The following is a 13,078-nucleotide window of genomic DNA, read 5'->3' on the forward strand; positions in this document are numbered from 1 at the left end:
AGGCTTTGACCGATGGATTTCAATCTCGACCCCGACCAGCAGGCGTTCGTCGACTCGGTGCGCCGCTTCGCGAGCGAGCAGCTCGCGCCCGGTGCGCTCGCGCGCGCGCACTCGCCCGGCTTTCCGCGCGACGTGGCGCGGCTCATGGCGAAGCAGGGGCTGCTCGGCATCGCTTTCGATGAAGCCGATGGCGGGCAGGGCGGCAGCCTGCTCGACGCCGTGCTGGCGATCCAGGAGGTGGCGCTGCACTGCCCGCGCAGCGCGGACGTCGTGCAGGCCGGCAACTTCGGGCCGATCCGCACGTTCGTGGAGTACGCGAGTGCGCAGCAGAAGTCGCGGTGGTTGCCGGGCCTGCTTTCGGGTGAGGTCGTCATCTCGCTGGGCATGAGCGAACCGGAGGCGGGGTCCGCGGTCACAGAGTTGAAGACGAGTGCGCGTGTCGAAGGCGAGCAGGTCGTCGTCAACGGCACCAAGGTGTTCTCGACGCACAGCCCCGATGCGGACGTGTTCCTCGTGTACGTGCGCTTCGGGCCCGGTGTCGATGGCATCGGCTCCGTGCTCGTCGAGCGCAACACGCCCGGCTTCACGGTGGGCAAGCCGTCCGCTTTCATGAGCGGCGAGGAGTGGAGCGAGCTGCACTTCGTGGACTGCCGCATCCCCAATGCGAACATCCTGCTGGGCGAAGGCGGTTTCCGCAAGCAGATCGCCGGCTTCAACGTCGAGCGGCTGGGCAACGCCTCGCGTTCGCTCGCCTTGGGCCGCTACTGCTTCGAGCAGGCGCGCGCTTACGCGACGACGCGCAGGCAGTTCGGCCGTGAGCTGTGCGAGTTCCAGGGCCTGCAGTGGAAGTTCGCGGACATGAAGCTGAAGCTGGAGCTCGCGCAGCTCGCGCTGTACAAGGCCGTGGTGGAGCAAGGGCCCGACGGGCTGCCGACGGCGCAGGGCACGGCCATGGCCAAGCTCGCGTGCAACCAGGCGGGCTGGGAGGTCTCGAACGACGCGCTGCAGGTGATGGGCGCGCTCGGCTACAGCCAGGAGAGCCTCGTCGAATACTGCGTGCGGCGCACGCGGGGCTGGATGATCGCGGGCGGCTCGATCGAGATGCTGAAGAACCGGATTGCCGAAGGCGTTTTCGAGCGCAGCTTTCCGCAGCGGCCGGGGCGATGAGCAGGCTGGCCGATGCCTTGATGCGGCCGCGCAGCGTCGCGCTGGTGGGTGCATCGGACGATCCGGCGAAGACATCAGGGCGGCCGCAGCGGTTTCTTGCCGAGTCCGGCTATGCGGGCCGCGTGATGCCGGTCAACCCTGGGCGTGCCACCGTGCAGGGGCAGCAGGCGTGGCCTTCGCTCGCGGCGCTGCCCGAAGTGCCGGACCACGTGTTCATTCTCTCCCCGACCGACAGCGTCGCCGCTGCGCTCGGCGAGTGCGTGCGGCTGGGTGTGCCGCTCGTGACGGTGCTTGCCGACGGCTTTTCCGAAGAGGGCGAGGAAGGTCGCTCGCGCGAGCAGGAGTTGCGCGCGTTGCTCGAAGGCAGCCGCACGCGCCTCGTGGGGCCCAGCAGCATCGGCGTGGTGAACCCGCGCAACGGCTTGCTGCTGACCGCGAACGCCGCATTCGCGGAACCGCAGGCGCGCGATGGGCGAGTGTTCGTCGCGTCGCACAGCGGAAGCATGATCGGTGCGCTGGTCTCCCGGGGTCGCGCGCGAGGCATCGGCTTTGCGGGGCTCGTGTCGGTCGGCAACGAAGCCGACCTCAGCCTCGGCGAGATCTGCGAAGCGACGCTCGACGACGAAGGCATCGACGGCTACCTGCTGTTCCTGGAGTCGATGCGGCATGCGCACGCGCTGCACCGCTTTGCGGCTGCGGCAGCGGCACGCGGCAAGCCGGTGGTGGCTTACAAGCTCGGCCGCTCGGAGGCGGCGGCGCGCATGGCTGTCACGCACACGGGGGCGCTGGCCGGCGAGGACGCCGTGGCCGATGCGTTCCTGAAGGATTGCGGCATCGCGCGCGTGGGTGTGCTCGATGCATTGCTGGAGACGTTGCCGCTCGCGCGGCGGGTGTCGTTGCGTTCCGTGCGGCGGAGCCGCGTTGGGGTCGTGACGACCACCGGTGGTGGTGCTGCAATGGCAGTCGACCAGCTCGGCATCCGCGGCGTCACCGTGGAGCCCCCGTCCGAAGCCACGCTGGCCCGCCTGAACTCAGCCGGGGTGAAGGCTAGGCCCGGCACGGTGCTGGACCTGACGCTCGCAGGCACGCGCGCCGAGGTGATGAGTGCGGCGCTGGACGTGATGCTGTCGGCGCCCGAGTTCGACCTCGTGCTCGCGACCATCGGCTCGTCCGCGCGATTGCAGCCCGAACTGGCGGTCGCGCCGTTGTTGCGCGCCGGCAAAGGCGAGAAGCCGCTCGCGGTCATGCTCGTGCCGGAGGCACCGCAGGCGCTGGCGACGCTGACCGAGGCGGGCATCCCGAGTTTCCGTTCACCGGAAAGCTGCGCGGATGCCATCGCTGCCGTGTTTGCGCGCAGACCTGCGAGGCCGCCGCTGCCGCATCGAAGTGCCGCCGCCGGCAAGTCGCTTTCCGAATTCGATGCCTATGCGTTGCTCGACTCGCTCGACGTGCCGCATGCGCCCGCGGTGAAGCTGCGCTTCGACGAGCCGTTGCCGCGACTTCCGTTCGAATATCCGGTCGTCGCGAAGATTTGCTCGGCCGACATTCAGCACAAGACGGAGGCGGGCGGCGTGATGCTCGGCATCCGTGACGAAACTTCGTTGCGCGACGCATTGCAGCAGCTGCGCGCGAATGCATTGCGCCACGCGCCATCTGCGAACGTCGAGGAAGCGCTCGTGCAGCCGATGGTCGCGGGCGTTGCGGAAGCACTGGTGGGCTATCGCGTCGATGCGGAAGCGGGACCGATCGTCATGGTCGCGGCTGGCGGCATCTGGACCGAACTCGTGCGCGAGCGCAGCGTTCGGCTCGCGCCCGTGAGCGTCGAGGAGGCGCGCGAGATGGTGGCCGAAGTGCGGATGCTGCAAGCGGCGGCGGGGCGACGTGGCCAGCAAGCGGGTGATCTCGAGGCTTTGGCGCAAGCGATCGCTGCGTTCTCGCAGCTTGCGACGCGTGCGGAGCATGTGCTCGAAGCCGAGATCAACCCGCTCAAGATCCTGCCGGACGGCGTCGCCGCGGTCGACGCACTGGTGGTCGTCGCTGCTGCCTAGGTCAGAACGCCGAGCCGCGCGATTTCCTCAGATGTCGCGGTGTCCAATTGCTGAAGTTGCGCGAGCACGCGCGAAGCCTGCGTACCCGCCGCCGGCTCCGTGAGCTCCATGAACTTGTCCGCGAGCTCTTCATCCGTCAGCGGGTCCTCCGGATCGCCATGCCGGTGCGCCTGCAGGTACTCGTACCGCGCGCCGCCCCGGGTCGTGACGATCGCCCGCGCCGCACGCTGGCCCGGAAAGAGCGCGGTGAGGGCAGGGTCCTCGACAAGGTCCACCCGCCGCATCAACGCCTGCACCTCGGGCAACACCACGCGCTCCGGCTGGAACGCCTCGCTGCGCACGCGCCCGAACAGGATCGCCGTTGCCACGCCATAGCGCAAACAGAACTTCGCCTCGAACGGCGTCGTCGCGGTCGTGCGCCCCGTCACGTCGAGCGACACCTTGTACGACTCGATGCGCACGTGCTCCACATCCGCTGCCTTCAAGCCATGCTCGCGGCAGATCGCGAGCGTGGCATCGATCGCCGAGAAGATGTGCCCGCAGCAGCCATGGTTCTTGAAAGTGACCTGCGTGATGTTGTGCCGCTCGCCCAGGTCGGCAAATGCCTTGTCCCAGTCGGGGTGGTCCGCCATCGCCGCGCCGAACCCGGCCTCGCCTTCCAGGATGTCGAGCGCGCCCGTCACGCCTTCGCGTGCCATCAACGCCGAGGAGACGCCCGCTTCGGCCGCGCGCCCCGCATGCAGCGGCTTGCTCATCGCATCGGAGCGGAAGGCCTGCTGCAGCGCCGCCGCAAACGTTCCCGCCGTGGCAAGCGCATGCGCCGTCTGCTGCGCATCCAGCCCGAGCACCACGCTCGCCGCCGCGGCCGCGCCGAAGCTGCCGACGGTCCCGGTGGGATGCCAGTAGCGGTAGTGCGCAGGCGCCACGGCCGCACCGAGCCGCGTCGAAACTTCATAACCCGCAACCACGGCGCGCATGAACCGTTCGCCATCCGCACCGGTTACCTGCGCCGTCGCCAACGCCGCCGCGATCACCGGACACCCAGGGTGGTAGATCGCGTCGCGATAGATGTCGTCGAACTCCGCGGTGTGCGATGCCGCGCCGTTGATGAACGCCGCCACGCGCGCGGAAGTGGGCGTGCCTTCCGGGTAGAGCATCGCTGCGCCTTGCCCGATCTCGCCCGCGAACGCCTTGCGCATCAACGTCGCAGGCGCAAGGCCGGCACCGGCGATGAGCGCCGCATACCAGTCGATCACCGCGCGCCGCGTGTGGTGGCGCACGTTGGCATCCAGTTGCGCGGTTCGCTGCGCGGCGGTGTATTCGGCGATCTTCTGCATCGGCATGGCCGCATTCTGACCCCAACGTGCCGGTTAACGCGAAAGCAGTCCGTGGATTCCCTCTTGGCATTCGCGCCGCGCACCGCTTCAATGTCCACCTGAGACCCCATGAGAAGGAGCAGTACGTGACTCTCGACCGCCGGACTTTCCTCACCCGCAGTGCCGCGCTCGGCATCGGCAGCGCCTTGGGCACGCCGGCCTTCGCGCAGGCCGAGTACCCCGCGGGCACGGTGAAGATCCTCGTGGGCTTCGCCGCGGGCGGGCCCACCGACCTCGCGGCGCGCCTCGTCGCCGGCAAGCTGCAGACGGCGCTGGGCCAGAGCTTCGTCGTGGAGAACCGCGCCGGCGGCGGCTCCAACCTCGCCTCGGAACTGGTGGCCGCTGCCGCGCCCGATGGCTATACGCTGCTGATGGCGGCGGCGCCCATCGCCATCAACAACCACCTGTACAAGGGCCTGAAGTACGACGTGATGAAGAGCTTCGAGCCGATCAGCCACGTCATGTCCGCGCCCTGCATCCTCGCCGTGCGGCCCGACTCGTACAAGACGATGGCCGAACTCGTTGCGGCGGCGAAGCAGCAGCCCGGCAAGCTGAGCTTCTCGTCCTCCGGCGCAGGCGGTTCGCAGCACCTCGCGGGCGAGCTGATGCAGCAGAAGGCCGGCATCAAGCTGATCCACGTGCCGTACAAGGGCGCGGCACCCGCGCTCAACGACCTGCTCGGCGGGCAGGTCAGCATGGGCTTCATGACGTCGCTGTCTTCGGTGCCGTACTTCACCTCTGGCAAGCTGCGCGCGCTGGCGGTGGCTTCGCCGCAGCGCCTGCCGCAGTTGCCCGACGTGCCGACGATGGCCGAAGTGGGCCTGCCAGGCGTGGAGATCAACTCGTGGAGCGGCCTGCTCGCGCCGGCGAAGACGCCCGCGCCCATCGTCGCGAAGCTGCACGCCGAGGTCGCGAAGGCACTCGCATCGCCCGACGTGAAGGACAAGCTCATGTCGCAAGGCGCGGTGGTGGTGGGCAACACACCCTCGGAGTTCGCGGCCTACCTCGCGCGCGAAAGCGCCGAGTACGGCCGCCTCATCAAGTCGATCAACCTCACGCTGGACTGAAGCGATGGCCGAGAGCTGGGACGAGATCGTCGTGCGGGTGCTGAAGGCCAACAAGGTCCGCCTGGTCGCGCACGTCCCGGACAAGGTGCTGGCCCCGCTGATCAAGCGCATCACGGCCGACGCGTACTTCACCGTCGTCACGCCGGCGCGCGAGGAAGAAGCGGTGGGCATCGTCACCGGCGCCTACATGGCCGGCATGCGCGGCATCGTGCTGATGCAGACCAGCGGCTTCGCCACGATCACGAACGCGCTCGCGTCGCTGACGGTGCCCAGCCAGATCCCGCTGCTGATGATCGTGTCCGAGCGCGGCACCATCGGCGACCACCAGCTCGGGCAGGCGCTCGTTTGCCGCACGCTGCGCCCGATCCTGAACACGCTGAACATCGAGCACTTCGCCATCGAGCGGCACGAGGACGTCGAGTTCGTCGCCGACCGCATGATCAAGCAGGCATTCATGACGCAGGCCGCCGCGGCCATCATCCTGTCGCCGCTGCTGACCGGCCGCAACAAGACGGACTACTGAGGACGCGCATGGACGATCTACTCACGCCGATGCGCCGCAGCGACGCGAAGGTGATGAACCGCGCGGACCTCACGCGCCGCCTCGTCGCGAAACTCGCGAACGAAGAGGCCGTGATCGGCGGCATCGGCAACACGCATTTCGATTTGTGGGCCGCCGGCCAGCGCTCGCACAACTTCTACATGCTGGGCAGCATGGGACTTGCCGCGCCGATCGCGCTGGGCACCGCCATCGCGCAGCCGCAGCGCAAGGTGTTCTGCCTGGAGGGTGACGGCTCGCTGCTGATGCAGCTCGGCTCGCTCGGCACCATCGCCACGGTGAACCCGAAGAACCTCACCGTCATCGTGTGGGACAACGCGGCCTACCAGATCACCGGCGGGCAGCCGACGCTCACGGGCTCCACGGTGGACCTCGTCGCGATGGCGAAGGGCGCAGGCCTTGCGCGCGCCGCGTGGGCGAAGGACGAATCGCACTTCGAGGCGCTCGTAGATGCCGCACTGGCCAACGACGGCCCCATGTTCATCGGCGCGCGCACCGGCAACGACCCGCCCGCGGGCGTGACGGAGCGCGACGCCAACAAGATCCGCACGCGCTTCATGGAGGCGATGCTGGGCGGCAGCAGCCGCGCCTGAAACCCCTAGGGATGCCATCGCGACACCGCCTTCGGTGTCGCCGCCGACTTGCTGCCCGCCAGCGCATACGACAGCTGGTTCGCGGCGCGGATGACCACCTTGGCGTGCTTCTCCAGCTTGGCCTTGCTGAGCCGTGAGCTCGGCCCCGAGATGCACATCGAGCCGAGCAGGCGCCAATTGAGGCCGAACACCGGCGCCGCGACGCTCGCTACCTCGGCCTCGCGTTCCCCCAGCGACAGGTGAAAGCCGCGCTCGCGGATCTCCTCGTACGGCGCGCCGGTGGCGCCGCTGAAGGCCAGGATGACGCGCCCCGGCGCCCCGCGGTCCAGCGGCAGGCGCTCGCCGATGCGCACGTGGTGGCGCACCGAGTGCGGCCCTTCCACACGTGCGACGCATGCGCGGATGTCGCCCTCGCGCACGTAGAAGGATGCGCTCTCGCCGGTGAGCTTCACCAGTTCATGCAGCGTCGGCTCCACGACGTTGTTGACGTCGAAACCCGCCTGGTAACGCGCGCCGAGCCAGCCGGTGGCCGGGCCCAGGCGCCACTGCCCGTCCTCGGTCTGCACCATGTATTGCGAGAGCGCCAGCGTGCGCGCGAGGCGCAGGGCGGTCGTCTTGTGCATGCCGCTGCGGCGGCTGAGCTCGGCCAGCGAGAGCGCCGGTTCGCCAAGGGCGAACGCTTCCATCAACGAGAGCGCGCGCGTCACGGCCGTCACGCCGCCGCCGCTCTCAGCCTCTTCCGTGGTCGAGTTGCGCATGATGCACCGTGGTTCACTGGATGAAACGGCATTGTACGCCGTGGAACACACGCGTAAAGTCCGTGCCACTCACAAGGAGACAAAGCAATGCTGATCACTCGTCGCGCCGCCGTCGCTTTCGCAGCCGCAGCCCTGGCCACCGCCGCCATCGCGGAAACCTGGCCGTCGCGCCCCATCAAGCTGATCGTGCCGTTCCCGGCCGGCGGGGGCACGGACATCATCGCGCGTGAAGTCACGCAGAAGATCCCCGGCTACACCTGGGTCGTGGACAACAAGCCGGGCTCCGGCGGCAACCTCGGCATCGACGCCGTGGCCAAGTCGCCCGCCGACGGCTACTCGCTGGTCATCGGCCAGACGAGCAACCTCGCGATCAACCCGACGCTCTATTCCAAGCTGCCCTACGACTCCGTGAAGGACCTCACGCCGATCGCGCTGGTGGCCAGCTCGCCGCTCGTGATCGTGGCCAGCGCGAATTCGCCGTTCCACACCATCGCCGACGTCGTGAAGGAAGCCAAGGCCAAGCCCGGCACGATCAATTTCGCCACCTCCGGCAACGGCACCGTGGCGCACCTGGCCACCGAGTCTTTCCAGAAGGCCGCCGGCGTCAAGCTCACGCACATCCCCTACAAGGGCGCGTCGCAAGGCGTCACCGACGTGATCAGCGGCCAGGTGCAGCTGTACGTGTCGTCCATCCCCACGCTCATCGGCCACATCAAGAGCGGCAAGATGCGCGCGATCGCGGTCACTTCCACCAAGCGCGTGGACGACCTGCCCAACGTGCCCACCATCGCCGAGTCCGGCTACAAGGGGTTCGAGGCGGTCACGTGGTTCGGCATCCTCGGCCCGGCCAAGCTGCCCAAGGACATCGTCACCAAGCTCAACGCCGACTTCAACAAGGCGCTGAAGGACCCGGCCCTGGCCAAGAAGCTGGAAGACCAGGGCGCGGACATCGCGGGCGGCACGCCCGAGGAGTTCGCCAAGCTCATCCGCGAAGACATCACCCGCTGGGGCAAGATCGTCAAGGAATCGGGCGCCAAGGTCGACTGACCCACATCATTCAAGGACATCGACATGACCACCGACATCAACCGCGAATTCGAGCGCGTCTCCCCCGAAATCGTCAAGCAGGCCGCCGAGTACCAGGCCGCCATCCTGGCCGACGTCAACGGCCGCCGCGGCGCCATGCATGGCCGCATCGCCGCCCTGCGCCCGCGCATGAAGATCGCCGGCTCCGCGCTCACCGTGGAAGTGCGCCCGGGCGACAACCTGATGATCCACGCCGCGATCTCGCTGGCCAAGCCCGGTGACGTGCTCGTCATCGACGGCAAGGGCGACCTCACGTCCGCGCTGATGGGCACCATCATGATGACGGCGTGCAAGCAGCTGGGCCTGGCCGGCGTGATCATCGACGGCGCCGTGCGCGACAGCCTCGAGATCGACGAGATGGACTACCCCGTCTTCGCCGCCGGCACCAACCCCAACGGCCCGACGAAGTTCGTGCCGGGCCGCATCGGCCACCCGATCACCTGCGGTGGCGTGAACGTGTGCTCGGGCGACCTGATCGTCGCCGATGCCGACGGCGTGATGGTCGTCGAGCGCGAGCGCGCCGCGGCCCTGCTGCCGCTGGCCCGCAAGAAGGTCGAGGACGAGACCTCGCGCATCGCCGCCATCAAGAAGGGCGACACCGCCGCCAAGTGGCTCGACGCCGCGCTGCGTGCCGCGGGCGTGCTCAAGGAAGGCGAGAAGCTGTGAGCGCCAGGCGCACGATCGTCGTCACGGGCGCGGACCTCGCATCCCAGGCGCTGGAGCTCCTCAAGGACTTCGAGGTCGTCTACGCCGGCAAGACGCCGCAGGAGGCAGACCTCATCGCGCTGTGCAAGCAGCACGACCCGGTCGGCATGATCGTGCGCTACGGCAAGGTCCCGGGCTCCGTGATGGACGCCGCGCCTTCGCTGCGCGTGATCTCCAAGCACGGCAGCGGCACCGACACCATCGACAAGGAGGCCGCCAAGGCGCGTGGCATCGAGGTGCGTGCGGCGGTCGGCGCGAATGCGGCGGCAGTCGCGGAGCAGGCGCTCGCGCTGCTGCTCGCCTGCGCCAAGTCCGTCGTGCAGCTGGACAAGCGCATGCACGCCGGGCACTGGGACAAGGCCACGCACAAGAGCGTGGAGCTCCACGGCCGCACCATCGGCCTCGTGGGCCTCGGCGCCATCGGCCAGCGCTTCGCGCGCATGTGCGATGCGATGGGCATGAAGGTGATCGGCTTCGACCCGTTCGCGAAGGACCTGCCGTCGTACATCCGCGTGGTGGACCTCGACACGATCTGGCGCGAGTCGGACGCGATCTCGCTGCACTGCCCGCTCACGCCGGAGAACCGCGAGATGGTGAACGAGAAGACGCTGGCCGCGTGCAAGCGCGGCGTGATCATCGTCAACACCGCACGTGGCGGCTTGATCGACGAGGCCGCGCTGCTGCAGGCCCTGCGTTCGGGCCAGGTCTTCGCGGCGGGGCTCGACAGCTTCGCGGTGGAGCCGATGGCGGCGCCGCATCCTTTCCATGGCGAGGCGAACATCGTCCTCAGCCCGCACATCGGCGGCGTGACCGGCGATGCGTACGTCAACATGGGCGTCGGCGCCGCGCAGAATGTGCTGGCCGTGCTCGAGAAGGTTGCAGCCACCGCGCGCTGACAGGAGATTCGCCATGACGAACCGGCTCACCTCATTCACCAGGCGCGCCGCCGTCGTGGTGTCCCTCGGTGCCCTGGCCTTGGCCGCGCAAGGCGCGCTCGCGCAGGCCTGGCCCGCCAAAACGATTCGCATCGTGGTCGGCTTTGCCGCCGGCGGCCCGACCGACGTGGTTGCCCGCGCCTTCGCCGAGCACGCCTCGCGCGCGCTCGGCCAGCCGGTCATCGTGGAGAACAAGCCCGGCGCCAACACCGTGCTCGCCGCCGAGGTGGTGGCGAGCTCCGCGCCCGACGGCTACACGCTGTTGCTGGGCGCCACCAACCACACGATGATCCCGGCGCTGTACAGCGCACGCGTCAAGTTCGACGCCGTGCGCTCGTTCACGCCCGTGTGCACGCTGGCAGAAAGCCCGACGGTGCTCGTCGTCGGCCCGGCGATGAAGGTGACGAACCTCGCCGGTTTCGTGCAGGCGGTGCAGGCCGCGCCCGGCAAGCGCACGTTCGGTTCGCCTGGCCCCGGCAGCTCGGGCCACTTCGCGGGTGAACGCTTCGCGCGGCTCACGCGCACGTCGATGAACCACATCCCCTACAAGGGGGCTGCCCCCGCCGTGACGGACCTGCTCGGCGGCCAGCTGGACAGCTCCTTCGCCACGCTCGGCTCCGTGCTGACGCACGTGCAGTCCGGCAAGCTCACGGCCCTCGCGGTGGCGTCGGCGCAGCGTTCGCCGCTGCTGCCCAGCGTGCCGACCTTCGAGGAAGCCGGCGTCAAGGGATTCCGCGACGACGCGTGGTACGGCCTGCTCGCGCCAGCCGGTACGCCGCCGGGCGTGCTGGAGGCGCTGGAGAAGGCCGCGCGCGGCTTCACGCAATCACCGGCAACCGTCGAGAAACTCGGCGGGCTGGGGCTCAATGCGCAGAACGTTTGCGCCGCGGCGTTCTCCAACCAGTTGCAGCGCGAAGTGCAGGCGAACAGCCAGCTCGCGAAAGAACTCAACCTCAAGCTCGATTGAGCGACTCCCATGAACTTCCTGAACCTGTCCCGCCGTACATTCGTGGCCGCCTGCGCGCTGGCTGCGGCATCGTTCGCCCACGCGGCATGGCCCGAGCGCCCCATCACGCTGGTGGTGCCGTACGCGCCCGGCGGCTCCGCCGATGCGCTGGCCCGCGTGCTCGCCGCGAAGATCGGCACGAAGCTGGGCACGACCGTCGTCGTCGACAACAAGGGGGGTGCCAGCGGCACCATCGGCGCGGCGTTTGCCGCCAAGGCGCAACCGGACGGCTACACGATGCTGTACGACGCGACGCCGTACTCGATCAACCCGCACCTGTTCGCGACGATGCCTTTCCAGCCCACGGCCTTGCAGCCGCTGTCGCTCGTCTCGCTCGCGCCGAACATCGTGATCGTGAAGGCGGACTCGCCGTTCAAGGACATCAAGGACCTCATCGCGAAGGCCAAGGCGCAACCGGGCAAGGTGAACTTCGCCTCCGGCGGCAGCGGCACCGTGCAACGGCTCGCGGCCGAGCTGTTCCGCCAGAAGCTGGGCCTGGACATGGTGCACGTGCCCTACAAGAGCGGCGGCCCGGCGATCACCGACGTGATGGGCGGCCAGGTGGACTTCATGTTCAGCACGGTCGCGGCGTCGTCGCCGCTCGTGAACTCCGGCAAGCTGCGCGCGCTGGCGATCTCCTCGCCCAAGCGCCTGGACAAGCTGCCCAACGTGCCGACGGTGGCCGAAGCGGCCATCCCCGGCTACGAGGTGTACGAGTGGAACGGCATCTTCGTGCCCACCGGCACGCCGGCGGACATCGCCACGAAGCTGCAGAAGGCCGTGGCGGAAGCCTTGCACGACGAGGAAGTGAAGAAGCGCTTCACCGACCTCGGCGCGCAACCCATCGGCTCCACGCCCGCGCAGTTCGCCGACTACCTGAAGAAGGAAGACGCGAAGTGGGGCGAGGTGGTGCGCAAGGGCAACATCAAGCTGGACTGATTCGAGCCGATGCGCCCGCTGCCTGAGCGCGCGTGCGACGCGCACATGCACATCTTCGACGCGCGCTTCGCGCCGTCGCCGCACTGGCCGCGCAAGCCGCCGCACGCGGATGTCGCGGCGTACCGGCAGCTGCAGGCCCGCAACGGCACCGGTCGTTGCGTGGTGGTCACGCCGTCCACCTACGGGGTGGACAACGCATGCACGCTCGACGCGCTCGCGCAACTGGGCGACAGCGCGCGCGGTGTCGCGGTGGTCGATGCCGATGTCTCGCAGGAGGAGCTGGCGCGCCTCGCATCGCAGCGCGTCTGCGGCCTGCGCGTCAACTTCGTCTCGCCGCAATCCTGGGGCGAGACCGCGCCGCGGATGCTGGAGACACTGGCGCACAAGGTGGCGCCGCTCGGCTGGCACATCCAGGTGTTCGCGCACCCGGAGCAGCTGCTGGCGATGGAGCCGTTGCTTGCGTCGCTGCCGGTGCCGCTGGTCATCGACCACATCGGGCGCGTCGATCCCGCGGAAGGCACGCAAGGGCCGGCCTTCAAGCTCCTGCAACGCCTGCTGGGCGGCGGCAACACCTGGGTCAAGCTCTCGGGCGCGTACATGCGCTCGCGCGAGGGGGCGCCGCGCTACGGCGACATGGTCCCCATCGGCCAAGCGCTGGTGCGCCATGCACCCGAGCAGGTGGTGTGGGGCAGCGACTGGCCGCACACGACGGAGCCGGCCGGTTCCGTCAACGACGATGACCTCGTCGACGTGCTGCTCGCGTGGTGCGGTAACGCGGACACGCTGCGCCGCGTGCTCGTCGACAATCCGCAGCGCCTGTACGGCTTCGAGTAAAAGGC

The 13,078-nt window shown here is 68.9% G+C and carries 13 protein-coding genes; 11 read left to right on the plus strand and 2 right to left on the minus strand.

The genetic code is table 11. The features are described 5' to 3' along the window. The first annotated feature begins 12 nt into the window (after positions 1–12). Complete coding sequence (locus tag H8R02_RS25605; protein ID WP_187084350.1) at positions 13–1,167, plus strand: acyl-CoA dehydrogenase family protein; 1,155 nt, start codon at positions 13–15, stop codon at positions 1,165–1,167. Then, a complete protein-coding gene (locus H8R02_RS25610) occupies positions 1,164–3,215 on the plus strand; it encodes an acetate--CoA ligase family protein (RefSeq protein ID WP_187084351.1) in 2,052 nt (683 codons plus the stop codon). The genes H8R02_RS25605 and H8R02_RS25610 overlap by 4 nt, the downstream gene beginning before the upstream one ends. On the opposite strand, the gene H8R02_RS25615 is transcribed toward H8R02_RS25610, so the two are convergent. Next, positions 3,212–4,558: an MmgE/PrpD family protein gene (locus tag H8R02_RS25615; protein ID WP_187084352.1), complete on the minus strand. Its 1,347-nt coding sequence runs from the start codon at positions 4,556–4,558 to the stop codon at positions 3,212–3,214. The genes H8R02_RS25610 and H8R02_RS25615 overlap by 4 nt on opposite strands. Before the next feature lie 119 nt (positions 4,559–4,677). Between H8R02_RS25615 and H8R02_RS25620 the strand changes: the two genes are divergently transcribed. Genes H8R02_RS25620 through H8R02_RS25630 form a run of 3 tightly spaced genes read left to right on the plus strand, consistent with a single transcriptional unit; the run spans position 4,678 to position 6,810 of the window. Next, positions 4,678–5,658, plus strand: a complete 981-nt coding sequence (locus H8R02_RS25620) for a Bug family tripartite tricarboxylate transporter substrate binding protein (RefSeq protein WP_187084353.1) — start codon at positions 4,678–4,680, stop codon at positions 5,656–5,658. Positions 5,659–5,662: 4 nt separating this feature from the next. Beyond that, on the plus strand, positions 5,663–6,181 hold the full coding sequence (locus H8R02_RS25625) for a thiamine pyrophosphate-binding protein (protein ID WP_187084354.1): 519 nt from the start codon (positions 5,663–5,665) through the stop codon (positions 6,179–6,181). 8 nt (positions 6,182–6,189) lie between these two features. Beyond that, positions 6,190–6,810: a thiamine pyrophosphate-dependent enzyme gene (locus H8R02_RS25630; RefSeq protein WP_222622641.1), complete on the plus strand. Its 621-nt coding sequence runs from the start codon at positions 6,190–6,192 to the stop codon at positions 6,808–6,810. Positions 6,811–6,815: 5 nt separating this feature from the next. On the opposite strand, the gene H8R02_RS25635 is transcribed toward H8R02_RS25630, so the two are convergent. After that, positions 6,816–7,568: an IclR family transcriptional regulator gene (locus tag H8R02_RS25635; protein WP_187084355.1), complete on the minus strand. Its 753-nt coding sequence runs from the start codon at positions 7,566–7,568 to the stop codon at positions 6,816–6,818. A gap of 87 nt (positions 7,569–7,655) precedes the next feature. Here H8R02_RS25635 and H8R02_RS25640 point away from each other — a divergent pair, with 87 nt between their 5' ends. Genes H8R02_RS25640 through H8R02_RS25665 form a run of 6 tightly spaced genes read left to right on the plus strand, consistent with a single transcriptional unit; the run spans position 7,656 to position 13,073 of the window. Further along, positions 7,656–8,615, plus strand: a complete 960-nt coding sequence (locus H8R02_RS25640; RefSeq protein ID WP_187084356.1) for a Bug family tripartite tricarboxylate transporter substrate binding protein — start codon at positions 7,656–7,658, stop codon at positions 8,613–8,615. Between the two features lie 24 nt (positions 8,616–8,639). Further along, complete coding sequence (locus H8R02_RS25645; RefSeq protein WP_187084357.1) at positions 8,640–9,320, plus strand: RraA family protein; 681 nt, start codon at positions 8,640–8,642, stop codon at positions 9,318–9,320. Further along, positions 9,317–10,255 (plus strand): hydroxyacid dehydrogenase, encoded by a 939-nt coding sequence (locus H8R02_RS25650; protein WP_187084358.1) that lies wholly within the window; start codon positions 9,317–9,319, stop codon positions 10,253–10,255. Before H8R02_RS25645 ends, H8R02_RS25650 begins: the two co-directional genes overlap by 4 nt. 13 nt (positions 10,256–10,268) lie before the next feature. Beyond that, complete coding sequence (locus H8R02_RS25655) at positions 10,269–11,261, plus strand: Bug family tripartite tricarboxylate transporter substrate binding protein (RefSeq protein WP_187084359.1); 993 nt, start codon at positions 10,269–10,271, stop codon at positions 11,259–11,261. An 18-nt stretch (positions 11,262–11,279) separates the two neighbouring features. Then, positions 11,280–12,239, plus strand: coding sequence for a Bug family tripartite tricarboxylate transporter substrate binding protein (locus tag H8R02_RS25660; RefSeq protein WP_435531306.1), 960 nt, complete (start codon positions 11,280–11,282; stop codon positions 12,237–12,239). 9 nt (positions 12,240–12,248) lie between these two features. Continuing rightward, on the plus strand, positions 12,249–13,073 hold the full coding sequence (locus H8R02_RS25665; RefSeq protein WP_187084361.1) for an amidohydrolase family protein: 825 nt from the start codon (positions 12,249–12,251) through the stop codon (positions 13,071–13,073). Positions 13,074–13,078 lie beyond the last annotated feature (5 nt).

It is taken from the genome of Ramlibacter albus (genome assembly GCF_014297445.1).
Taxonomy (GTDB): domain Bacteria; phylum Pseudomonadota; class Gammaproteobacteria; order Burkholderiales; family Burkholderiaceae_C; genus Ramlibacter; species Ramlibacter albus.

Bases quoted from the DNA above. Each gene is read 5' to 3' on its own strand.
- H8R02_RS25655 (WP_187084359.1), top strand. From the start codon at position 10,269: ATGACGAACCGGCTCACCTCATTCACCAGGCGCGCCGCCGTCGTGGTG.
- H8R02_RS25630 (WP_222622641.1), top strand. From the start codon at position 6,190: ATGGACGATCTACTCACGCCGATGCGCCGCAGCGACGCGAAGGTGATG.
- H8R02_RS25635 (WP_187084355.1), bottom strand. From the start codon at position 7,568: ATGCGCAACTCGACCACGGAAGAGGCTGAGAGCGGCGGCGGCGTGACG.
- H8R02_RS25625 (WP_187084354.1), top strand. From the start codon at position 5,663: ATGGCCGAGAGCTGGGACGAGATCGTCGTGCGGGTGCTGAAGGCCAAC.
- H8R02_RS25640 (WP_187084356.1), top strand. From the start codon at position 7,656: ATGCTGATCACTCGTCGCGCCGCCGTCGCTTTCGCAGCCGCAGCCCTG.
- H8R02_RS25615 (WP_187084352.1), bottom strand. From the start codon at position 4,558: ATGCCGATGCAGAAGATCGCCGAATACACCGCCGCGCAGCGAACCGCG.
- H8R02_RS25610 (WP_187084351.1), top strand. From the start codon at position 1,164: ATGAGCAGGCTGGCCGATGCCTTGATGCGGCCGCGCAGCGTCGCGCTG.
- H8R02_RS25665 (WP_187084361.1), top strand. From the start codon at position 12,249: ATGCGCCCGCTGCCTGAGCGCGCGTGCGACGCGCACATGCACATCTTC.
- H8R02_RS25645 (WP_187084357.1), top strand. From the start codon at position 8,640: ATGACCACCGACATCAACCGCGAATTCGAGCGCGTCTCCCCCGAAATC.
- H8R02_RS25605 (WP_187084350.1), top strand. From the start codon at position 13: ATGGATTTCAATCTCGACCCCGACCAGCAGGCGTTCGTCGACTCGGTG.